Here is a 21,796-nt window from a genome sequence, read left to right as displayed (position 1 = left end):
TCCTAAAACAATGACCAGCCAGGTAAAGTACCTTTTAAAACTTCAACAAAAATAACGTAAATGATGACTGAGTATCCTAATGAAATTGAGATTGATTTGAACCAGTTTCCACGCTCCAATGTTTGAATCGAAACAATAAGAAATAAGAACGAGCTGATTATAAAGCCGATTTTTTCAAGTAAAAGTGCATAAAGAATAGCTGAAACTAGGATAATAAAAAACTGTTTATAATTATATTGAACTTCATCCTTTTCTTTTTCTTTATATGAAAATGTTTCGTAAAATAACCGACAGCTTAATAGAGAAAGTGCACAGCCAAGAATAAATGGAAAAACATTCGGTCCTACTACACTTCCATAAGCAGTGGTTGCAATATTGCGGCTTTCTAAAATAAAAGTAATACCTGTAATAAGAAAAATGATAGCCGCTAATCGATCAAATTTTTTACTCATGTATCTCACCTCTTTATTTTTAGTAGTGAAAAGAGGGAGTGCAATCCCCCTTTTTAGTTAAATTATTACTTACTCATTCCTAAAGCTTTTAATAAATCTTGAACTTGTGTTTCTTGTTCAGTTAAGAACGATTTAAATTCTTCACCATTTTTATATTCCGGCTGCCAGCCTTGCTTTTCTACTTCTTCTTTCCATTCATTTGTTTCTACTAATTTTGATATTGTTTTTTCCCAGTACGCATATGCATCTTTAGACATTTTTTCAGGTCCAAAAACTCCACGCCAAATGATAAACTCAGCATCAATTCCTTGCTCTTTAGCTGTTGGGAACTTAGATAATACATCTCCTTGTAAACGTTCAGGTGATGTGACCGCCAAAACTTTAACCTTACCTGATTTAACAAATTCAAGTGTGCTAGAGACATCAGTCGAAATAACATCAGCGTTATTCCCTAATAATGCTGTTATTGCTTCTGATCCCCCATCATATGACACATACTTAATTTTTGTAGGATCAATACCGTATTTATACGCCGGTAAAATTCCAACTAAATGATCCATTGAACCTGGTGCAGATCCCCCAGCTAGCGTAATATTTTTAGGATTCTTCTTCATATCATCTAAAAGCGACTTTAAGTCTTTATACTTTGAATCAGCCTTTACAACGATTGCTCCATAATCCTTTGTTAGCTCTGCTAAAGGTGTACTATTTTTATAGCCATAAGGGCTATTTCCTTCTTTTTTCAAATTGTTAATAATAATTGGTGGTGAGTTTACAAATAATTTTTCATTATTTGCTTTATCCTGTGTAGCATACTCAGCCATAAATACTGTTCCGCCACCACCTGGCTTATTTTCTACTGTCATTGGTTCTTTAACGAGCTTTGTTTCACTTAATACTTTAGTGAAGGACCTAGCTGTTAAATCCCACCCGCCCCCTGCTCCAGATGGTGCTACAACCGATATTGCCTTATTCGGATAGGAACTTCCCGAAGTTACATTACTCCCTTTACAAGCTGCAAGACTTACTGCGACCAAAGACGTCATTATTAACAAACTAGTTTTTTTAACTTTCATTTATATTTCCTCCCCTTCTTTGTAAACGCTTTCTAATACTCGTATTATAATTTAATAATTCTGAAAAAAGATTTTATGAACGTTAAAGACGTAAAGTCTATTAAAATCATTTTGTTCATAAAAACCACGCAAAAAAACTCGTCGACTGACGAGCTACTGCGAGTATTTCTTGTTATAAAAATAAAAAAAATACGAGTTTGAAAATATCAAACTCGTATTCTATCAACTTTGTTATTTACGAATCCAAACTGCACCAGCAGAATTATCTTTTGCTTCACCAACTACTTGGAATTTTAATCCATAGTTAGGAACTTTTCTACTAGCATCAGGAATTAGACCTGTTGGATCTGCATATTTTTTAGAATCATCAAATGTTGTTACACCAGGTAACCCTTGATAATCAAAGATTCCACGAGATGGTGAGTTAATATAGAATGCAGGTGACTTATCATAACTGAAAGCAGCATCTGCAACTTGGTAACGTGTACTTTGATCTACAGAAGGCTTACCATTTAGAGTTCCTACGATTGCGTTAGGATGTGCGTCAACTACACCCAAGAAGCCTTCACCAGGATGATCTCCTGTCCAGTTATCTGTATAGCTATCATCACCATACCAAACTACTAAACCAGTATTATATTTAACGCCACGAGCGTATTCTAGTGATTTATCAGCACCAGCATAGTTTCTCCACTCTAAATAATAAGAGTGGTCATAAAAATCAGTACCGTTAGATACTCTTGCACCACCATCTAATTTGAATAATGGAGTACCTTCAGCACCATCAGATAATACAGTATTTCCATTTACTGTTACTTTTGCTTCATCAAATCCAAAACCAGCTGGAGCTAATCCACCATCCGTAGTGTATTCAAATTGAAGTTGAACTTTTTGCCCTTTAAATCCACTTAGGTCATATGATTTATCAACCCATTGACCATTTGTTGTGTCAAATTGAGCGTTCGTTTTTTCATCACCAAATGTATCTAAATTACCGATAACTTTGCCAGTTAAATCTAATACATTTACATCTAAATAATCATAATTATTTTCAATTTCATAGTTTGCTTTAAATGATAAATTTGCACTTGTAGCCGCAGTTAAATCAATAACAGGTGAAGTCATAGTTGTATCTAAATTATCACCTTTTAAACTATGATAATAGTTTTTACCGAATAAAGGTTGGATCTTACTTTTCACTTCTTTTTTCGGTAAGTTTACTTTTACAACACCAGGATTACCTGATTTTGTTACACTTTGATCGATAACAGTTTGCATACCTAAACGATCAATATCTTTATAATCTACTTCTGTAATATTTGCCCAGTTACCACCAATTGTCTTTTGAAAGAACTCTTTATTTTGTGGAGAGAAACTTGAAGGTGTTGTACCTGCAATTTCCCCGTTCCAGCTACCGCCACTCATAATTGACCAAGAAGCAATCGGTTCACCACTACCTGTATAATTAGTGTCGTACTCATCAGGTAAGCCTAAGTCATGACCAAACTCGTGAGCAAATACGCCTGTTGCACCGTCTTCTGGTTCTACAGTGTAATCAAATGCTGCCATTTTACCGCCCCAATAGTCAACAGACGCAGTAGTTCCTGCAAAAGGAGTTACCCCATTTAAAGTCCAACGGTGAGACCAAATTGCATCGTCACCTAGTTTACCGCCACCAGCTTCTTCACCAGTTCCAGCATGGATTACCATTAAGTGATCGACTAAACCGTCCGGCTCATTAATATTGCCATCTCCATCAATATCATATGGATCTAATTTATCAAAATCTGCTAAATTAACACCTGATTTAATAGCAGCTTTTACTGCATCTTTAATAAAATCACGAGGTCCTAATGCCCCTCCATTATCAGTACCTGTTTCACTATCAGCTCCGTAGTCAGCTGCATTTCCAGGAACAGTTAACCAATCTGTAACTGTACCTTTTACAGTGTAGCTTCCACCTGATTGCTCTTCATAAAATTGCTTAAACGTTTTAACTTTAGAGCCATCATATAATTTGAAGTCTTTATCTCCAAATAACATATTTTCATAGTGTTTCTTGTTAAAATCAGATGCATACATATATCCATCTTGCTTATCAACATTATTATGTTTAAAATCTGCAAATTCAGCTAAGATAACTAATACATTATCTTCACGAGTTCCACCATTGTATTTCCCTTGTTTAGCTGGGTCTACTTGAACGAAACCATCAGCTTTACCTTTAGCAGCTTTCTCATTCGTATTATTTAATTGTTTTGCTAGCTGTTGTTTTTGTCTTTCGATTGTTTTTCTTTGCTTTTCAGCAATTAAAGAATTATGTACGGAAGCGCTTACTTTTACTTTTTCACCTTGTTTTTTATCAAGATAAGCTTGTACCTTTGCTTTAACTGTTTTTGCACTATCAGATTTTTTAATAACACCTCTGTCTGTTAATGCTTGTGCTAATCTGTCTTCATCAACAATGTTTAAATCTAGACTAGGACTTTCTACTAATTGCTTACTTTCACTTTCAGTTGGAATTGCTGCTTTTGTAGTAACTCCAGCTGTTAAAATCGACATACTTAAAGCTGTAACAAGTGAAACACTTGATAAAACTTTCCAATATGATGGTTTTGCCATAATTCTACACCCCTTTTTTTGAATCTTCTAATAACAAATAAATAGTACAGGCTTAAGGGGCATTGTACAATGAGTAATAATGAATAATTTCTAATGATTCAATTAATCTATTTAATCTATTTTTAAAAATATTTTAACAAACAGAATAGGCAATACAACTTATTGTCTCGACAAAATAATACATTTTCTCTTTTTAACAAACAATTTTTGAGGAGTTTCTTATGAATTCGACATTAAAAAAAGATTTCTTTTTACAACCTACTTTACAATTAGCCAAGGAGCTTTTAGGTTGCGTCTTAGTTCATAGTACCGATGAAATGGAAATATCTGGAGTAATCGTAGAGACCGAAGCCTATATGGGACCGGATGATCGAGCTGCACATAGTTTTCAAAACAGACGCACGAAACGAACTGAAATTATGTTCCATGAGCCAGGTTTCATCTATACTTATCAAATGCATACCCATACTTTAATAAATGTTGTTTGCGGGGAAGTTGGAATACCTAATGCAGTTTTAATTAGGGCACTAGAACCTTTGGACGGGATTGAAAAAATGATCGAAAATCGGAAAAATCAGCCGATTACTAATTTAACGAATGGACCAGGAAAGCTTACGAAAGCATTAAATATTACGATGGAGTCTTACGGGAAGCCTTTTTGGCTACCTCCAGTTTATATTACGGAAGGGATTAAGCCAGAGCATATTAGTAGTGGTCCTAGAATTGGAATCGATAATACTGGGGAAGCAAAGGATTATCCGTGGAGATTTTGGATTACGAATAATAAATTTGTTTCAAGATAATTAGAAAACCCAGACTGATCGCAAATGTATGCTTCCAATCAGTCTGGGTTTCATTTTAAAATTGCTTTGAACATCATTCATTATGAGCTGTAACTGCATTTTTTATGTGCTCTTCCAATTCCAGACGATATTCGATGATTTGATAGTTGCTCCAACCTAATCTACTTGTCATATAACGAATGACCTCTTCCTTATATTTATTAACCAAATCAATTTGAAAATATAAAAATCCAGTTCTTCGAATAAAAAAGTCCACCGGTTTTACTACCATTTCGTTTTGAATTCCATATTCCAACTGTAAAAATAGCGGTAGCGGTAAACTTGTTTGATTCTTCAAGTGACTAAATGAAATATTCAATAACTGCTCAATATTAGATCCATATTTCCTGCTTAATATTTTATACTCCGATTCACTTAAGCCAATCGCAATTCCTGCAGACGAAAATCGCTTTGTAAAGTAATTAATTCCTTTGGAACCACCAACATCTCCACCCGAAATTGGTAAATTTTTAGTTTGGCATTCTTTAAATTTATTTTTATTTTCTTTTAATAGTTTATCTACAATCGTCTCGGCCATTTTACGATATCCAGTTAACTTTCCTCCTGCAATCGTAATCAACCCTGAAGAAGATACCCAGACCTCATCCTTCCTTGATATTTCAGAAGGATCCTTCCCTTTTTCAAAAATTAAAGGACGAATACCAGCCCAGCTCGATTCAACATCGGTATCTTCCAATTTGATTGTCGGAAACATATACTTAATGCAATTTAATATATACTCTCTATCTTCATTACTTACATTTGGATTAGCAGTATCTTGATCATAAAATGTATCAGTCGTACCGACATAGGTCTTTCCATCTCTTGGAATTGCAAATATCATTCGACCATCTAGCGTATCAAAATAAACAGACTGATTTAAAGGAAACTTCTGATGATCAATCACTAAATGTACCCCTTTAGTTAATCTCAAATTTTTATCACTTTCTAGGCGTTCCATTTCCCTTAACTGATCAACCCATGGTCCTGTTGCGTTAATGATCTTATTTGCTCGAATTGTAAAAGGTACTTTTGTGATTAAATCAATTACATGTACACCTACTATTTTAGTATTTTCATAAATAAAATCTGTAACCTTAACGTAATTGATCGCCTGTGCCCCATGTTCAACTGCCTTTTTTATTACTTCGATTGTTAGGCGAGCATCATCTGTGCGGTACTCGACATAATATCCACCACCTTTAAGCCCATCTCTTTTAACTAAAGGTTCTTTATCAATCGTTTCTTTTTGATTTAAAATCTTCCTTCGTTCACTTTTTTTTACACCAGCTAAGTAATCATATATTCTTAGCCCTAAAGAAGTACTGAACTTTCCAAACGTTCCACCTTTGTATATCGGAAGTAACATCCATTCAGGTGTCGTAACATGGGGGCCATTTTCATAAACAATTGCTCGCTCCTTGCCTACATCTGCCACCATTTTAAATTCATATTGCTTTAAATATCGCAAGCCACCATGTACAAGCTTAGTAGAACGACTCGATGTACCAGATGCAAAATCCTGCATATCAACTAAAGCAGTAGTCATTCCTCTTGTAGATGCATCAAGCGCGATCCCACAACCTGTTATTCCGCCACCAATTATTAATACATCGAACACCTTTTCAGTTAATATTTCCTTGATCTTTTTCCTTTTTAAACTCGAAAATTGTTCATCCATTGTACTACCTCACTTCAACAAATTTTCTAGTTGATTAGAAAGACACGGTAAAAGAAAATCTCTTAAAATTAAAAAGGACCACTACAATTACAATTCCATGTAGAATGGTCCTAAAAGTTTAGTAAACAATTGAATGTTCTATTTACTTAAATGCAAGTGCTGCATTCACTGCTTTTTTCCAGCCCGAATATAACTCATTGCTTAAATCATTTGACATCTCTTGCTCGAAGCAACGATCCATTTGCCATTGTCCAGCAATTTCCTCTTGGTTTTTCCAAAATCCTACGGCTAAGCCTGCTAAATATGCCGCACCTAATGCAGTGGTTTCATTTATAATCGGACGTTGGACTGGTACATTTAACAAATCACTTTGAAATTGCATTAAGAAATTATTTTTAACTGCCCCACCATCTACTCGCAATGTTTTTAATGAAATGTTAGCATCTGCCTCCATTGCTGTTAATACGTCTTTTGTTTGATATGCGAGCGCTTCTAATGTAGCACGAATAAAATGTTCCTTAGATGTTCCTCTTGTCAAACCAAATACTGCTCCACGTACATCACTATCCCAATATGGTGTGCCTAATCCTACAAATGCAGGTACAACATAAACTCCATCAGATGAAGTTACTCTAGTAGCATATTTCTCACTATCCGCAGCATTTTTAATAATTCTTAAACCATCACGTAGCCATTGAATAGCAGAACCAGCAACAAATATACTGCCTTCAAGTGCATATTCAACTTTTCCATCTATCCCCCATGCAATTGTTGTCAATAGTCCATGATTTGACTTAACTGCATGATTTCCTGTATTCATTAGCATAAAACAACCAGTACCATATGTGTTTTTAGCCATACCTTTTTCAAAACATGCCTGACCAAATAAAGCTGCTTGCTGATCACCAGCTATTCCCGCAATTGGAATCTCACTTCCAAAGAAATGATAACTAACCGTATTCGCATAGATTTCTGAAGACGGACGAACAATCGGAAGCATGCTTTCTGGAATATTTAACATATTCAATAAGTCTTGATCCCACTTTAATTCGTAAATATTATACATCATCGTTCTAGATGCATTTGAGTAATCTGTTACATGCGCTTTGCCACCAGAAAGCTTCCAAACTAACCATGTATCAATTGTGCCAAATAGTAAATCGCCTGCCTCAGCCTTTTCTCTAGCACCTTCTATATGATCAAGAATCCATTTTACTTTAGTACCGGAAAAATATGCATCAATAAGAAGCCCCGTTTTTTCACGGACTATTGAATCAAAACCACCTTGCTTCAGTTCCTCGCATATTTCAGCCGTTTGTCTTGATTGCCAAACGATCGCATTATAAATTGGGATCCCAGTATGTTTATCCCAAACGACTGTCGTTTCACGTTGGTTCGTAATTCCAATTCCACTAATTTGATCATGACTAATATTCGCTTCCGCAAGACAAGTTGCAATTACAGCAAGAACCGATCCCCAAATTTCATTCGCATTATGCTCTACCCAACCCGGCTTTGGAAAATATTGAGTAAACTCTTTTTGAGCTGTATGTACAATTTTACCTTCTTTATCAAACAATATTGCTCGCGAACTAGTCGTCCCTTGGTCAAGTGACAAAATATATTTTTCCATCTCAAATGACCTCCTTGCTATTATTTTATGTATGTGCACATTAAAAATGCGACTATTTAAGGGTGGGATACAAGATGAACAGGATAAAAGACATCAAAACCTCTATTTTAATCTCAACTTTGTTTTCCCTTCTTTTTAGAGTAGGATTTCGTTAATTTAAAATCAAGAGAAAGACAACTTATTCCTAGTGCTACAATTATTATTCGTCGTTATTTATAAGAAACCCTCGTACTGCTTTTTAAAATAAAGGGCTCTGTAAGTGGATTGATGATTTTCTAATGTTACTAAATGGCAGTTTAGTTTAAGTAAAGTTGTTCACAAACTGGTACGTGTTTTTATTTTTTAAAAATCTGATTCATCAACATCTTCCTAATATCGGACGAATTTTTAATGAAGGCGAGTAGGTTATTTTATTATTTATTATTTAATATTTATTAAGACTTAGCTCACAATTAAGATAGTTGAAGAAAAAAAGCAGCCATTGGCTGTTTTTTATATAGGACCTACTTAATAAACTAATTATAGGACTTAGGTACTTTTTTAATTCTATTAAATAATTTGACAGGGACAGGATGCATTGCATAGAATGAGTGAGTAACTTACTCATTTAGATAATTTAGAGAGGAAAAACTCAAAATGACAAAATCAAACATTTTACCGGATATCTTTTTTCGTAAATATAATCAAAAGAAAAATAAAAATAAATTAAAAATAAATACGGAATATATGATAAATGAAGAAAAGTTTGTAACTATTGGGGGAATTGATCAATGGATTACAATCCGAGGAGAAGATAAAAGTAACCCTGTTATTTTATTAATTCATGGTGGTCCGGCCTCGACTTATACAATTTTTAGCACTTTATTACGACCTTGGGAAAAGTATTTTACTATAGTTCAATGGGATCAGCGAGGCGCTGGAAAAACTTTTAAAAGGAATGGAAAAGATGGTTGTGGTAAAATTACATTTAACCAGTTGGCAGAAGATGGCATTGAATTATCTAGTCTTATTTGTCATGATCTTGAGCAAGATAAAATTATTTTGTTAGGTAGTTCTGTTGGTAGTCTTATAGCTACATTGATGATAAAAGAAAAGCCCGATCTTTACTATGCTTATGTAGGGACTGATCAAAACTGTTATGATCCAGAAAAATTAGCATACCACTTGGCAATTAATGCCTTGAATGATGCAGGGAATACTAGAGAACTTAAGCTAATCAAAAACTTTGGACCCGATCAAACAAAATGGACTCAAAAAGATTTTGATAAAAGAAATCAGATTTTAGTAAAATCTATAAAAAATGTTCCAAATATGATAATGGACCTTATGTTGCCTTCAATGCTTTCATCACCTCAACATAATATAAACGATATATTCGATATTTTTAGAGGGATGAAATTTTCAGGGGATCAATTGTTTAACGAACTAATGAATTTTAATTATGAACATTTGGGAACAGAATTTTCAATTCCTTTCTTTATTTTTCAAGGAGATCAAGATATTATTACGCCTACAAAAAATGCAGAACGATTTTTGCAAGAAATAGAAGCCCCTTTAAAAGAGTTTGTTTATATAAATAACGCTGGACATTTAGCTTGCTTTGCTAGACCTGAACAGTTTTTACAAGAATTAATAAAAAGAGTAAGACCATTAGCAATTCAATGTACCCAATAATCAATAATTTATGTAAGAAAGTATAAATTGGAGTGAATAAGTTGTTACAAAAGGATAATAATCTACAAACTGATAGAAAGATGCTTATAAAACAATCTGCTTTGAAAATTTTCGCATTGTATGGCTATAAAAATGCAAAAACAAGCGTAATTGCAACTGAAGCAAATGTTAGTGAAGGTTTAATTTTTCGTCACTTTCACTCAAAGGCAGAATTGTTTCTTCAAATTATTGAAGGTTTAATGATTGAGTCTGAAAGTGAGCTAAGTTCACTTCAATTTTTTCCTGGAACTCCTTACCAGCTATTAACATTATTAACTGAAAAAATGTTAGACGAAAATCATAAATACGCATTTATGATAATCCAACAAGCGAAGAAAGACAATGAAGTACCTGAAAAAGTGACAGAATTACTATCAACATACTCTCCAGATTATTTGATTGATTTACTAATACCAATATTTATAAAAGGACAAGAAAGTGGAGAATTTTTAAAAGAAGACCCACGAAAATTATTAGTATGGTATTTCAATGTGATAAATAGTTTAACTATTCAAGATCTAGTCGATAAGAAATTTGGTTTACCAACTACTGAATTTTTGATGAAAATGTTAAAGGTTTAATAGAATTCAGAGACTAAAACAGCTTCTTTTTTAGTTCAAATACCAACAATGTAATTTAACTGAGCCAAAATAAAAAGCGACTCTACAAAATATATGTCGCTTTTTTTCTTATTTTGAGAAGTTTAATGTTCTTCTTATAATTTGTAATTTAACGTTATTTCTTAGGAAATAATGTCGGAAACATCCTAAATAATGGGTAATATTCTTAGATTAAGAAACAAAATGATTAACCTTTTAAAGATGAATGGACTGGCAATGTAATTTCAAAGCTTGTCCCTTCACCTTTTTTACTTTGAACTTTAATTTTCCCACCGTGCTCTTCAACAATCCATTTTGCAATTGATAATCCTAATCCAATTCCATTTTTAGATGTACGTGATGCGTCTTCTTGGAAGAACCGATCAAATATTCGAGGCAGATTTTCCTCGTTTATTCCAACGCCGCTATCTATAACTTTTATTAGAAAATGATTTTTCACTTGTTCACAGCTAATTTCAATCGTGTCATTTTCATTTGTAAACTTCATTGCATTATCGATTAAAATTACAAGCAATTGATGAAGTCTTTCCTGGTCACCAAAATGAAAATACGTTCCTTTAATTGTCAACAATAGTTCTTTATTTTGAAATGATATAATCTCAGTGAAATGGGAAGTGACTTCTTCTAACAATTCGTTTAAAGAAAATACTTTTTTATTTAGTTGTATTTGTCCCGAGTCTGACCTTGCTAACGTTAATAAACTTGCAACTAGTTTAGATAGACGCCTATTTTCTTTTAACATAATTGAAAAATCTTGTGCCTTTTCTTCAATTGAAGCATTAGGCTCTCTAAGTAATAATTCCAAACGTGACTGAATGACTGTTAAAGGTGTCCTTATTTCATGAGAAGCGTCAGAAACGAATTCCTGTTGCTTCTGCCAAGCATTTGTAATTGGTACAAGTGCACGCCCAGCCAAAATATACCCGGCCACAATTGCCAATGCACTTCCTAATACCCAACCAACAATTAATATGATGAGCAACGTATCTAGTAAATCCTTTTCCGAATCTATATTCCGTAATATTTGTAGTGTAATTTTCCCGCGATTTGTCTCACCTTGAATTGAAATCGTACGATAATTCATATCACCAATTTTATCATTATATATTTCGTTTATTATTTTAGGATATTTTAGTTCATCTTGTAATACTATTGCATTAATACCTGGCATCGGATTTACTACTTTTTTATTTTCATCCCACATAATCATTAATACTCGGGGATCTCGATTAGAAATTGGTAAACGATTTGGATTATCACTATTTTGAATCCGATTAATATTCCATAAAAGTGATTGATCAACTTCTTTATATAAACGATTATTTGTGTATGAATAGATAATTAAAGAAAGGATTCCAATTAGTAAAATAAATACTACCGAATTTATAATTGTTAATCGAATTTTAGTTTTCTTAAACATTTCTTCACCTAGTCATCTTTCATAATATATCCAATTCCTCTGACAGTTTTTATTATACTACCGTAATTAAAAGGCTCTAGTTTTTTTCGAATTTGGTGAACATATACTTCTACAATCGCAACAGTTGTATCAGAATCAAATCCCCAAACTCGATCAAAAATTTGTTCTTTCATTAAAATTTTCCCTTGATTTTGAATGAAGTATTCTAAAAGCTCATATTGTTTAATTGTTAAATGGATAGTTTCATTATTTACTTCGACTGGATGTTCTTTTCCTTTTAAAATAATACCTTGATATTTTAATGAACTATCAATTGTTAGTTTACCACTTCTTCTAAGTAGTGCATAAATTCTCGCAAGTAACTCCGGTCCTTGAAATGGTTTGACTAAATAATCATCAGCACCTAAGTTCAATCCCTCAACACGATCCTCTAGTGAATCTTTTGCTGTCAAAAATAGTACTGGCGTATGAATCCCTTCTTTTCTCAAATCTTTTACGATTTCAAACCCGTTTTTTTCTGGCAGCATTACATCTAATACAATAACATCGTATATATTTTGCATAGCCATGAAGAAGCCTTCTTCTCCCTCTAATGCCTTATCTACTTTAAAATCATTTGATAATAATTCAACGATTGAATTTAAAACTTCTTTATGATCTTCTACAGCTAAAATTCTCAAAAACTTTACCTCCATTAGACTAAAAAAGAAGCGTCCCTAAACAATAGCAACGCTCCCTTTAAATTATTCAAAATCGCAAAGCCCGAATCGGTCCAGTCTACTTCTATCATATCACCAAACGTACTTAGTACGGTTATTTCTATTAAAAATTTAAAACTTACTATTAAGTAAAAATCGATTGTTTCTCTTACATAAATTTTTATAATTCCAATGACTGATATAAATGCTGCATACATTTGTTTAGCGATTTCTTCTTACATGTATATTAACCAATTAAAATTCCGTTATCATTTGTGAATTGTAAGGGTGTTTAGTTCTTATCATGAAGTTTTTCCAAAATAGCAAAAACTTTCCACTCTTTTTTTTGTATAAGTTCTTATTAATTGCTGCTACCAGATGCTGGTGGTTGTTGATTAAAATAGCCTCCGCCACCGTTTTGTTGAAAGCCTCCTCCGTTACGGAAACCTCTCATCATTTCAGTACGGCTATTATTTTTATAGCTTAAATAACCAACTCCTATTAAAGTAAAAACACCAATTACCAAGTTTACTATTAGTAAAATTGAAATAACTTTAGGAGAAAATGAACGATTATTTTTCAAATTGGCTTTTTGATTTTTTTCTACTAAATTTGATTCTAAATTTTCCATATTGATCCCCACTCCTTAGAATTGAATAAGAGAATTATGCAATAGAATCCTTAATTTTTTCTTAATAAAATTACTAATATTTTGAATCTATCCTTTGCAAATAAACTCAAATATATGTTCTTTCTAGAATGGAAAGGTAAAATAAAAAAGGTGCCTACTAGCTAGCTTGCTAATAGACACCAAAAATTTTATGAATTAGTCCAAAAAAATAAATCAAAATATAGTTTTTTCATATGAATTTAAAAAATAGTAGAACAAATACTTAAGCTAATTTTACCTTTCGAACTACTTGAATTTTGACATGTTTAGGAATATCTCCCTTAATCGTCACCTCGCCATTCGATAATGCGATTTTTGCTCCCCATCCATTTTTAAACTTTTTAATTTTTACTCGAAGTAATCTTATTTCCACCTGACCTAATCCTGATTTGTTTTTTACTTCTAATTCTGGTGTTTTCGCATTACCAATATTATGTAGAAGTAGTTTTACTCTAATCAGAGGTTCTTCAGCGCTTTTTACGATAACGTATGCGTTGCCTTGTTCATCCTCTTTAAATTGGTCGTAAGTTACTGAAAAACCTTTTGTACTTAAGTAAATTTCTCCATCATCATTTACTTTGTAAACTGGTGAAAACATATGTCACTTCTCCTTGCCGTATATTGTTCATATGTAAATAAAGAAAATTTGCCAATTGGCCAGTCTTAGGGCGATGTGAGGGCCGTAGGCGTAGTTGCCACTATTACTTTATTTCTAGAACTGGTTACTACGTCGAGTACTCGTCATCGCTCGCCAATTAAAAACTAAAGTTAAATAAAAAATTGACGATGAAATAATTGAGATTATTTTTACGTCAATTCTAACTTTAGTATGGCTTAACCATTAAAAAATGTTCTTTCCAATATTTAATATGTTTAAATTAGACTTTTATTACAATCAGACAGATTATTCTAGTTTATTAAAAATTTATCTAAAATGCAATTTTAAAACTCTGAAATTAATAGCTAATTTTTGGAAATCCCCATTTAATATATATCCATTTTTTTACATAAAAACTTAAATCCAAATCATAGAATTTACCGTATAAATATGCTATTGTTCTAATGAATTATTCAAAAATTTGAAATCGAGTGTTTTATTTACATTTTGTACTAAATTAAGAAATATCAAAAAAAGGAAGAAGGAAAGTAAGTTGATTTACAGTAAACAAGACGTACTACACAATGAATACCAGAGTATTAAAAATGGTGCCGCTTCTACAATTGCCATAAGCTTATCAAACAACTACTTTATTTTGTTTGCAATCGCAATTTTAGGTGCTACAAATTATCAAGTAGGTTTAATTTCTTCCTTACCTTCAATTGTCGGTATGGCCGCAATGCTGCCCGCTGCTTTTATGGTGAACAAGTTAGAGGAAAAAAGAAAATTCACGGCTTATTCAATTTTTTTCACTCGATTCTTTCTATTAATAATGGTTTTTCTACCATTTATTAAATCAGAACATATTTCATGGTTTTTTGTTATATTAATTGCATTAATGAATTTCCCTGGAACCTTTTTAAATTTAAGCTGGCAAGCTTTTATTGGAGACTTAATTCCAGCAGATCGTCGGAACACATTTTTTGGTAATCGCAATAGGATTCTTACCTTTACAGGAATGGTTGTAACACTTGTAGCTGGATTTTGTATGAAATCGATCAGTTCCAAAAGCGCTCTTCCTTATCAATTACTTTTTTTATTTGCATTTGTATTTGGAATGATTGAGTTCTATTATATTTTGAAACATAAAGAGGAGAAGCAAACAATTGAAACTTCTACTCATTACTCTCCATTTTCAAAACATCTTTTTCAGTATAAACCGTATATAACATTTTTAGTTTGTGCACTATTTTTTAACTTCGCATGGCAAATGGCTTGGTCTTTATTTTCGATTTATCAAATAAGATATGCTCATGCTACTGCTTTTTGGATAAGTTTATTTACTGTAAGCAACCAACTTTCTCAAATCGTCAGCTTCCGTTGGTGGGCAAAGATGGCGAATCGATATAGTAATACTCAATTATTAATTTGGATTTCAATAGGAATGGCTTCTGCACCTATTTTAAATATTTTATCTACTAATTATATTTACTTATTTTTTGTAAACTTTACATCGGGATTTTTTGTATCTGGAACTGTTTTAATCTTATTTAATAGCTTATTAGAATCAACAGAAGAAGAACATCGAACTTCTTATATTGCTAATTATAATTTCTTATTATCAATCGTAGCTTTTATCGCCCCGCAAGTCGGCGTATTTTTGCTGGAATCATTTAGTATGAATACTGCAATGATCATGTCAACGATCTTCAGAGGCTTATCTGGAGTTTTATTTGGTGTAATGGCATATAAAATGTCTCATTCAAATCAATTAGACTACAAGCGTGATAAAATTTCATTTTAAGACAATCAGGTAAGAAGGACCAAGGAAAACAAAGTTAAAGTCAAATTTTAACTTTGTTTTCCTGTCCTTTCTATTCACTTCCAATAATATTTATATCCTTACCTTTAGGTTTATTAATATGTACGATTCTGTTCTAGAATTCAACAAGATACTTTTCAAAATAATGGACAAAAAAAGAGCCCGTTTTGGACTCTGATTAATTATTTTCTTTTGGTAAATGCTCAACTTGAATTTCATAACAAGTCAGTTGTGAACCTAACATAATGCTATTCTCTTTAGACGCCTGTTGCTCAGCACGTTTTGCATGTGCTCCGCGGAATGAATCAGAATTTACCCAGTTATGAAAGTTCTCCATTGACTCCCATGTTGTACATACTCTAATTTCATCATATTCCTCTACATCCAATGTTTTTAAAACTTGCATTCGCACAAAACCTGGAAATTTATGTATCCCTTTAGAAACTCTAAATCGTTCAATTACTTCGTCAGCATGACCTTTTACAACTTTAATTGTATTCGTTGTCATAATCATTTTAAATCCCCCCTATTTTCATCTGAACGCAATGCAAGTTGATTTCCACACACCAAAAGATAATTTCTTTTTCCGCTCAGCTTTTTACAAAACGTACTTTCTCATATTCATTCGTCTTACTTATATTTCTTTTTGGTGTAAAAAACGGTCGGTTACCGTCACTGTATATTTCTACATCTATTTCAAATATGTCATGAAACATTTCTTTACAAATAACACTTTCCGAATTTCCATCGTATTTGATTTGCCCATTTTTCATTACTATTAACCGATCGCTATAACTAGCAGCTTGGTTAATATCATGAAGAACCATTATGACTGTCATGCCAAATCGCTCATTTAGCATTTGAACTAATTCCATAACTTCCAATTGATGAGCAATATCTAAAAAAGTTGTTGGTTCATCTAATAAAAGTACACTTGGACGTTGTGCTATTGCCATTGCAATCCAGGCTCTTTGTCTTTCTCCACCAGAGAGTGATTGTAAAAATCGAAACTCAAATGACTGTAAGTTGGTAACTTCTAGCGCCCAATCGATGATCTTTTCGTCTTCATCATCTAACTTTTGAAACCAGCCTTTATGTGGATTTCTGCCAAAGGAAACAAGTTCTCTAATTGTTAGATCAAGTTCACTGTTTTGTATTTGTGGTAGCATCGTTAATTTTTTTGCGATTGCCTGCCTACTTAGATTCTTTATTTCATTTCCATCTAATAATACAGTACCCTCATTAGGCTTTAAGAGATTTGAAATAATTCTTAGCATTGTCGACTTACCTGAGCCATTTGGTCCAATTAGACTAACAATTTCTCCTTTAATAACTTCCACATTAATATCTTTTAGTGAAAATGTTTCGGAATGTGCAAAAGAAATATCCTTAGTTAAAAGCACGAGTTTTTCCTCCTTTATTTAAAATGTATAGGAAGAACGGTCCACCTAAGAATGAAAGTAATACACCTACAGGCAATTCAATTGGGTCAAACCAGCTTCGTGCAATTGTGTCTGCAAGTACTAAAAATACTCCCCCACCTAATGCTGATAATGGTAAAACATATCGATAGTCATTTCCAACAATCATTCTCAAAATATGTGGAATAACAAGTCCTATAAAGCCGATTAATCCAGATACACTTACTGCAACACCGGCTAAAAATGTACTAATTACGATTAAAAAGAATCTACTACGCTCTACATTATGACCAAGGATTTTTGCTACTTCATCGCCTAAGTTAAGAATCTTAATATGTTTAATTGCAAAAAGCGATAAGACTAAAGCAGGTACCGCATAAATTGAAACGACCTTTGCTTGGTCCCAAGAAGCTCCTGAAATCCCTCCAGCCATCCATGGCAAAACTGCTTGAACTCGGTCGCTAAATAATAGCATTAATCCGCTCATCGCAGCTCCAATTACAGAATTTACAGCTACTCCTACTAATATAATTCTTGAAGGAGATGATCCTTTTTGCCACGCTAAACTGTATATCAACATGGCTGTTACAAAACCACCTGAAAAAGCAGCTATTGGTAATAACATGATGAATTGAGGGAGAACAATCATAATAATGACTGCCATTAATGCAGCTCCTGAAGATACACCGATTATTCCAGGATCTGCAAGCGGGTTTTTCATCACACCTTGCATGATTGTACCTGAAACTGCCAAACACATCCCAACTACTAATCCTACAATGATTCGTGGTAATCTTAACTCCCAAACAATTGTATGAAGCATCTCATCCTTTGAATTAAATAAACCTTCCCAAACTTCATGTAGACTAAGCTTAACGCTTCCAGTAATTGTTGAATAAAGTACAACCAATACAATCGAAATTAATAAAAAGATTAGTGTGGTTACTCGTCTCTTTGTAAACGGATGTACCCTATTTTCTTTAATTGCTATTGGCTCACTCTGTGCTTCAACTACATTAGATTGCCTCTCCATCATATAGTTCCCCCGTATTTCATTAATAGAAAAAATATAAGGTGATATGATAATAGAATTCATATCACCTATTAATCGATTTAATTATTTGTTTTTCTTAGCTTTAACTTTTAATAATTCTTTGTTCATATAATCTAAAGCATTCGTAATTTTCACACCTGGACTAGCTGCAAATAGGTCACTAGGTAAGAAAATAACATTTTTCTTTTTAACTGCTTTTAAATTTTTCCATGAACTTGAAGACATTAGCTTAGCCATAGCTGCCTTTGTTTTCTTTTGGTCTGTATGAGTAATCATAAAAATAACATCTGGGTTACTTTTAACAATTCTCTCTGTACTTAAGTTTGCATACCCTGGGAAATCTTTAACTTGTGAGAAACTTGAAGCTATATTTACTCCACCAGTTTTCTTCAATACATCTCCTGAGAATGAACTTGGAAGAGCAACTAAAGAATTCGAACCTGAGCCAAATAAAATAACAGCTCTTACATTTGTTTTACTTTTACTAAATTTTTTTATACGGCTATCAATTTTACCTGTTAATACTTTTGCTTTTTTCCCTTTGTTTAACACTTTCCCAAGTAAAGTAATACTTTTTTTAATATCATTAACTGATGCTCCAGAAGTGATAATAACCTTTACTCCAAGCTTTTCTACTTTTTTAATATTTGCTTTAAATGCAGTAGTCGCAATAACAACGTCAGGTTTTACACTAACAATTTTTTCATAATTTGGTGAATAAATCGTTCCAATTTGAGTAATTTTTTTTAAGCTAGAATCAACTGGTGTAACTGTCGTTGGACGGCCGACAATTTTAGAACCTAATGCTTTAACTGTGCTTAGATCACCAGCACTTAATATCGCTACTCGTGTTGGAGCTTTCTTAAATGTCACTGTTCTTTTTGCAAAATCCTTTACTGTGATCTTTTTTGTTGCTGCCTCAGAAACCGAAGTATTAAATGCTAGTAAACTAAAAGTTACTAAAACCGATAACATGCTTAATAAAAACTTTTTCATAGATAACTCCTCATGTTTAATTATTAATGATTATCATTATCAATTACACCCTTCGAATTGATAATAGTTTACACTGAGAATAGTTGTCAATTAGATTTTTTAATTTTTTTAATCTTTTTCTAATTTGGAATCAATTTATTCTGCTCCCTCTCTGTCATGAAGAAAAATAATAAAAAAAGGGTTCCACCAATCCCCTGTCCTTATATTCCTGTCGCAAATTCTCTACTCTAAGACAAAACATCTATTTGATTACAGATTAATGTGGAAATTCATGTTGAAATCGATAATGATAATTGTTATCATCTAGATTAGCTTATATTCTACATATAATTTTAGAAGCTAAAAACATCTTTCTGGAGGCTATCAATGCAAAAACAACTATCGATCGAAGCAATCAAACAGAAATATATTGAATTTGTTAACGAATCAAAAACTTTTTCCATTAGTACGCTAGATCAAAATGGCAATCCCTTTATTAGTTACGCACCTTTTGTTAAGCATGAGGAAAAACTATATATTTTTATAAGTGGTATTACAGAGCATTATAAATTTATTGAGGAGAATGAATTGATTCATATCATGATGATTGCCGATGACTCTAAATCACCTAATCTGTTTGCAAGACAACGCGTTCGTTTTCAATGCACGTCTGAAAACATTGGGAATGATAATAAAGAAGAAATTTTTTCCAAGTTCGAGGAAATTCATGGCGCATCAATGATTAAACTACTTCGAGGACTAGCTGATATGTCGTTATTTGAACTTACTCCTATCCATGGGAGATATGTCGTTGGATTTGGATCTGCGTACGACGTCGATCTTTCTGGAAATAAATTTGAACATGTTGTAGTTGATAAAAATAAATAAATAATCACTCTATCCACTTTCACCATAAATCGATTAATTATGTGAAAGTGGTTTTTATTTCTCCACACTCTGAAAACTTTTAAAGAAAACAGAGTCCTAATGACACTTATACATATTATCTAAAAATGAAAACCACTTCGATTTTTTCTCCTCTACCAATTACTATTTTCTTAAAGTATAAAAAAAGTAATTGACATTAGTTCTCAATAGCATATATGATTTTAATGAAAATGATAATCATTATTAATTAAACTTTACACCTTCAACTATTTTTACAAAGTTTTGTATTTTATTTATCATTTTCTGATAGGAGATCTAACGAATGAAAATTAAATCAATTATTAATGTGGCAGCAGTTAGTGCTATTATCGTAAGTACCGTTGTATTAGCTAAACCTACTTCCACTGGCGCAACAGTTTACGTTGGAAAAGTAGTTAACGAATCAAAAGCTCAAATGAAAAAAGCATATAACTCGTATTACATCCCAGTTCAAAGGACTGGTAAATTAGCTAATAAAGCTACTGTTGTAGCTGAATATAACAAAGCAAAAAAACAATATACTTATTCAAAACAAACGATCAATAAATATTCCAAGAAGGCAAAGAAAAAATATTTAACTGACCTTAATAACACATATAAAATGTATATTACGAAACGTGTTGAACCTTATCTAAAAGCAACGACATCTTTAGATAACTCTGTAAAGGTTGAATCTGAACTTCAAACTGCAGTTTTAGATGAAGATTTAGATGCTGTGATCGTTGCACATAGTAAACTAGGAAAATATGTATCATCGAAGCAATTATCTATTTATAATCACGTTTATGATGCAAAAACGAGAAAAATTTTCATGAATGAGTATAAAGATCAATCTTCTAAGTATAAACAGTATCGATATGACGTTACAATTTCTAAAAAGTTGGATCAAACTGCTGATCTACTGGAATATGGCAAATTAGCAAAAGCAAATACGATCTTGAAATCTGTTAAGCCTATATTAAATCGCACATCAGCAACATTTAAAGAAGATCTAACAAACGAATATAATGATTTATTAGAAGTATATACTGATGCAATTAAACCTCCTACTGCTGAACTCGATTATATCGACGCAACAAATGGTAAATTAACTCTTGAATTTGATATGGGTGTTTCTTCATTATCTATTAAAGATTTAAAAGTATCAGTAAGTATAAATGGTGGCACCGAGCAAACAATCACACCTACTAGCGTTACACTTAGTGCTGACAAATCAACTGCATTCATTATTGTAGATCAAATTAAAGCAACTTCTACAGTACAAAGTGTAGAATACTCCGTCGTATATAAAGGTGATAAAACAACTGCAGATCCATTTGAAGTAAGCGCTGTACAATCTAATTAATCGAAAAGGATAATTTTAAAAGGCCGACCTAAAAGTCAGAGTACCTGATTATAGGCGGCCCCTTTTTTAACTTTCGAGATCTTTCCGGGGATATTCGTGTGATTTTCTGGTTAGAGCTGATTTTATGATCATCATTTATAAATATTTAGTAGATTTCTTCACTTTTTTAAAAGAAATAGAGCAATTTTATTAATTTCCACTATTGAGTTAAGTTAGTCTAAAAAGTG

19 protein-coding genes are annotated in these 21,796 nt (G+C 32.6%); 6 read left to right on the top strand and 13 right to left on the bottom strand.

Translation table 11 applies throughout. The annotated features are described in order from the left end of the window. Window positions 1-2 precede the first annotated feature (2 nt). The 3 genes from CN601_RS25480 to CN601_RS25470 all read right to left on the bottom strand — a co-directional run bounded on the left by CN601_RS25480 (window position 3) and on the right by CN601_RS25470 (window position 4,150). The gene (locus tag CN601_RS25480) at window positions 3-452 is read right to left on the bottom strand and encodes a tripartite tricarboxylate transporter TctB family protein (RefSeq protein WP_098172749.1); all 450 of its coding nucleotides are present in this window, start codon (window positions 450-452) and stop codon (window positions 3-5) included. 65 nt (window positions 453-517) lie between these two features. Continuing rightward, entirely contained in the window at window positions 518-1,528 is a 1,011-nt protein-coding gene (locus tag CN601_RS25475; protein ID WP_098172748.1) for a Bug family tripartite tricarboxylate transporter substrate binding protein, read from the bottom strand. A gap of 231 nt (window positions 1,529-1,759) precedes the next feature. Beyond that, entirely contained in the window at window positions 1,760-4,150 is a 2,391-nt protein-coding gene (locus CN601_RS25470; RefSeq protein WP_098172747.1) for an immune inhibitor A domain-containing protein, read from the bottom strand. Window positions 4,151-4,371: 221 nt separating this feature from the next. On the opposite strand from CN601_RS25470, the gene CN601_RS25465 reads away from it, so the two are divergent. Beyond that, the gene (locus CN601_RS25465; RefSeq protein WP_098120189.1) at window positions 4,372-4,953 is read left to right on the top strand and encodes a DNA-3-methyladenine glycosylase; all 582 of its coding nucleotides are present in this window, start codon (window positions 4,372-4,374) and stop codon (window positions 4,951-4,953) included. Window positions 4,954-5,026: 73 nt separating this feature from the next. On the opposite strand, the gene CN601_RS25460 is transcribed toward CN601_RS25465, so the two are convergent. Continuing rightward, window positions 5,027-6,673: a glycerol-3-phosphate dehydrogenase/oxidase gene (locus tag CN601_RS25460; RefSeq protein ID WP_098172746.1), complete on the bottom strand. Its 1,647-nt coding sequence runs from the start codon at window positions 6,671-6,673 to the stop codon at window positions 5,027-5,029. Between the two features lie 142 nt (window positions 6,674-6,815). Beyond that, entirely contained in the window at window positions 6,816-8,306 is a 1,491-nt protein-coding gene (glpK, locus tag CN601_RS25455) for a glycerol kinase GlpK (RefSeq protein ID WP_098172745.1), read from the bottom strand. Window positions 8,307-8,942: 636 nt separating this feature from the next. On the opposite strand from glpK, the gene CN601_RS25450 reads away from it, so the two are divergent. Together CN601_RS25450 and CN601_RS25445 are read left to right on the top strand one after the other, a co-directional pair. After that, on the top strand, window positions 8,943-9,980 hold the full coding sequence (locus CN601_RS25450) for an alpha/beta fold hydrolase (RefSeq protein WP_098172744.1): 1,038 nt from the start codon (window positions 8,943-8,945) through the stop codon (window positions 9,978-9,980). Between the two features lie 41 nt (window positions 9,981-10,021). Next, window positions 10,022-10,600, top strand: a complete 579-nt coding sequence (locus CN601_RS25445) for a TetR/AcrR family transcriptional regulator (RefSeq protein WP_373605011.1) — start codon at window positions 10,022-10,024, stop codon at window positions 10,598-10,600. 226 nt (window positions 10,601-10,826) lie between these two features. On the opposite strand, the gene CN601_RS25440 is transcribed toward CN601_RS25445, so the two are convergent. From CN601_RS25440 to CN601_RS25420, 4 genes are all read right to left on the bottom strand, one after another. Beyond that, the gene (locus CN601_RS25440; RefSeq protein ID WP_098172742.1) at window positions 10,827-12,059 is read right to left on the bottom strand and encodes a sensor histidine kinase; all 1,233 of its coding nucleotides are present in this window, start codon (window positions 12,057-12,059) and stop codon (window positions 10,827-10,829) included. An 8-nt stretch (window positions 12,060-12,067) separates the two neighbouring features. Then, window positions 12,068-12,739, bottom strand: a complete 672-nt coding sequence (locus CN601_RS25435) for a response regulator transcription factor (protein ID WP_098120195.1) — start codon at window positions 12,737-12,739, stop codon at window positions 12,068-12,070. Between the two features lie 379 nt (window positions 12,740-13,118). Then, entirely contained in the window at window positions 13,119-13,388 is a 270-nt protein-coding gene (locus tag CN601_RS25425; RefSeq protein WP_098120196.1) for a hypothetical protein, read from the bottom strand. 262 nt (window positions 13,389-13,650) lie between these two features. Continuing rightward, the gene (locus CN601_RS25420; RefSeq protein ID WP_098120197.1) at window positions 13,651-14,025 is read right to left on the bottom strand and encodes a hypothetical protein; all 375 of its coding nucleotides are present in this window, start codon (window positions 14,023-14,025) and stop codon (window positions 13,651-13,653) included. Window positions 14,026-14,578: 553 nt separating this feature from the next. On the opposite strand from CN601_RS25420, the gene CN601_RS25415 reads away from it, so the two are divergent. Beyond that, on the top strand, window positions 14,579-15,829 hold the full coding sequence (locus CN601_RS25415; RefSeq protein WP_179865695.1) for an MFS transporter: 1,251 nt from the start codon (window positions 14,579-14,581) through the stop codon (window positions 15,827-15,829). A gap of 196 nt (window positions 15,830-16,025) precedes the next feature. Here CN601_RS25415 and CN601_RS25410 read toward each other — a convergent pair whose 3' ends face one another. The 4 genes from CN601_RS25410 to CN601_RS25395 all read right to left on the bottom strand — a co-directional run bounded on the left by CN601_RS25410 (window position 16,026) and on the right by CN601_RS25395 (window position 19,318). Then, a complete protein-coding gene (locus tag CN601_RS25410) occupies window positions 16,026-16,361 on the bottom strand; it encodes an antibiotic biosynthesis monooxygenase (RefSeq protein ID WP_098172740.1) in 336 nt (111 codons plus the stop codon). 76 nt (window positions 16,362-16,437) lie between these two features. Then, window positions 16,438-17,250, bottom strand: coding sequence for an ABC transporter ATP-binding protein (locus CN601_RS25405; protein ID WP_098172739.1), 813 nt, complete (start codon window positions 17,248-17,250; stop codon window positions 16,438-16,440). Then, window positions 17,237-18,304: a FecCD family ABC transporter permease gene (locus CN601_RS25400; protein WP_373605010.1), complete on the bottom strand. Its 1,068-nt coding sequence runs from the start codon at window positions 18,302-18,304 to the stop codon at window positions 17,237-17,239. The genes CN601_RS25405 and CN601_RS25400 overlap by 14 nt, the downstream gene beginning before the upstream one ends. Before the next feature lie 81 nt (window positions 18,305-18,385). After that, window positions 18,386-19,318, bottom strand: coding sequence for an ABC transporter substrate-binding protein (locus tag CN601_RS25395; protein WP_098120201.1), 933 nt, complete (start codon window positions 19,316-19,318; stop codon window positions 18,386-18,388). Window positions 19,319-19,684: 366 nt separating this feature from the next. Between CN601_RS25395 and CN601_RS25390 the strand changes: the two genes are divergently transcribed. Both CN601_RS25390 and CN601_RS25385 read left to right on the top strand, forming a co-directional pair. Continuing rightward, window positions 19,685-20,185: a HugZ family pyridoxamine 5'-phosphate oxidase gene (locus tag CN601_RS25390; RefSeq protein ID WP_098172738.1), complete on the top strand. Its 501-nt coding sequence runs from the start codon at window positions 19,685-19,687 to the stop codon at window positions 20,183-20,185. A 322-nt stretch (window positions 20,186-20,507) separates the two neighbouring features. Then, window positions 20,508-21,569 (top strand): Surface layer protein, encoded by a 1,062-nt coding sequence (locus CN601_RS25385; protein ID WP_098172737.1) that lies wholly within the window; start codon window positions 20,508-20,510, stop codon window positions 21,567-21,569. The last annotated feature ends 227 nt before the right edge of the window (window positions 21,570-21,796 follow it).

The sequence above is a fragment of the Bacillus sp. AFS017336 genome (assembly GCF_002555445.1).
In the GTDB taxonomy this organism is placed as follows: domain Bacteria; phylum Bacillota; class Bacilli; order Bacillales; family Bacillaceae_G; genus Gottfriedia.
The sequence above is the reverse complement of the archived record's forward strand: the minus strand, read 5'-3'. Positions and strand labels throughout refer to the sequence as shown.

What these genes read in the sequence shown, in the direction of transcription:
- CN601_RS25480 (WP_098172749.1), bottom strand. Translation starts at nt 452, where the DNA reads ATGAGTAAAAAATTTGATCGATTAGCGGCTATCATTTTTCTTATTACA.
- CN601_RS25475 (WP_098172748.1), bottom strand. Translation starts at nt 1,528, where the DNA reads ATGAAAGTTAAAAAAACTAGTTTGTTAATAATGACGTCTTTGGTCGCA.
- CN601_RS25470 (WP_098172747.1), bottom strand. Translation starts at nt 4,150, where the DNA reads ATGGCAAAACCATCATATTGGAAAGTTTTATCAAGTGTTTCACTTGTT.
- CN601_RS25465 (WP_098120189.1), top strand. Translation starts at nt 4,372, where the DNA reads ATGAATTCGACATTAAAAAAAGATTTCTTTTTACAACCTACTTTACAA.
- CN601_RS25460 (WP_098172746.1), bottom strand. Translation starts at nt 6,673, where the DNA reads ATGGATGAACAATTTTCGAGTTTAAAAAGGAAAAAGATCAAGGAAATA.
- glpK (WP_098172745.1), bottom strand. Translation starts at nt 8,306, where the DNA reads ATGGAAAAATATATTTTGTCACTTGACCAAGGGACGACTAGTTCGCGA.
- CN601_RS25450 (WP_098172744.1), top strand. Translation starts at nt 8,943, where the DNA reads ATGACAAAATCAAACATTTTACCGGATATCTTTTTTCGTAAATATAAT.
- CN601_RS25440 (WP_098172742.1), bottom strand. Translation starts at nt 12,059, where the DNA reads ATGTTTAAGAAAACTAAAATTCGATTAACAATTATAAATTCGGTAGTA.
- CN601_RS25425 (WP_098120196.1), bottom strand. Translation starts at nt 13,388, where the DNA reads ATGGAAAATTTAGAATCAAATTTAGTAGAAAAAAATCAAAAAGCCAAT.
- CN601_RS25420 (WP_098120197.1), bottom strand. Translation starts at nt 14,025, where the DNA reads ATGTTTTCACCAGTTTACAAAGTAAATGATGATGGAGAAATTTACTTA.
- CN601_RS25410 (WP_098172740.1), bottom strand. Translation starts at nt 16,361, where the DNA reads ATGATTATGACAACGAATACAATTAAAGTTGTAAAAGGTCATGCTGAC.
- CN601_RS25400 (WP_373605010.1), bottom strand. Translation starts at nt 18,304, where the DNA reads ATGATGGAGAGGCAATCTAATGTAGTTGAAGCACAGAGTGAGCCAATA.
- CN601_RS25395 (WP_098120201.1), bottom strand. Translation starts at nt 19,318, where the DNA reads ATGAAAAAGTTTTTATTAAGCATGTTATCGGTTTTAGTAACTTTTAGT.
- CN601_RS25390 (WP_098172738.1), top strand. Translation starts at nt 19,685, where the DNA reads ATGCAAAAACAACTATCGATCGAAGCAATCAAACAGAAATATATTGAA.
- CN601_RS25385 (WP_098172737.1), top strand. Translation starts at nt 20,508, where the DNA reads ATGAAAATTAAATCAATTATTAATGTGGCAGCAGTTAGTGCTATTATC.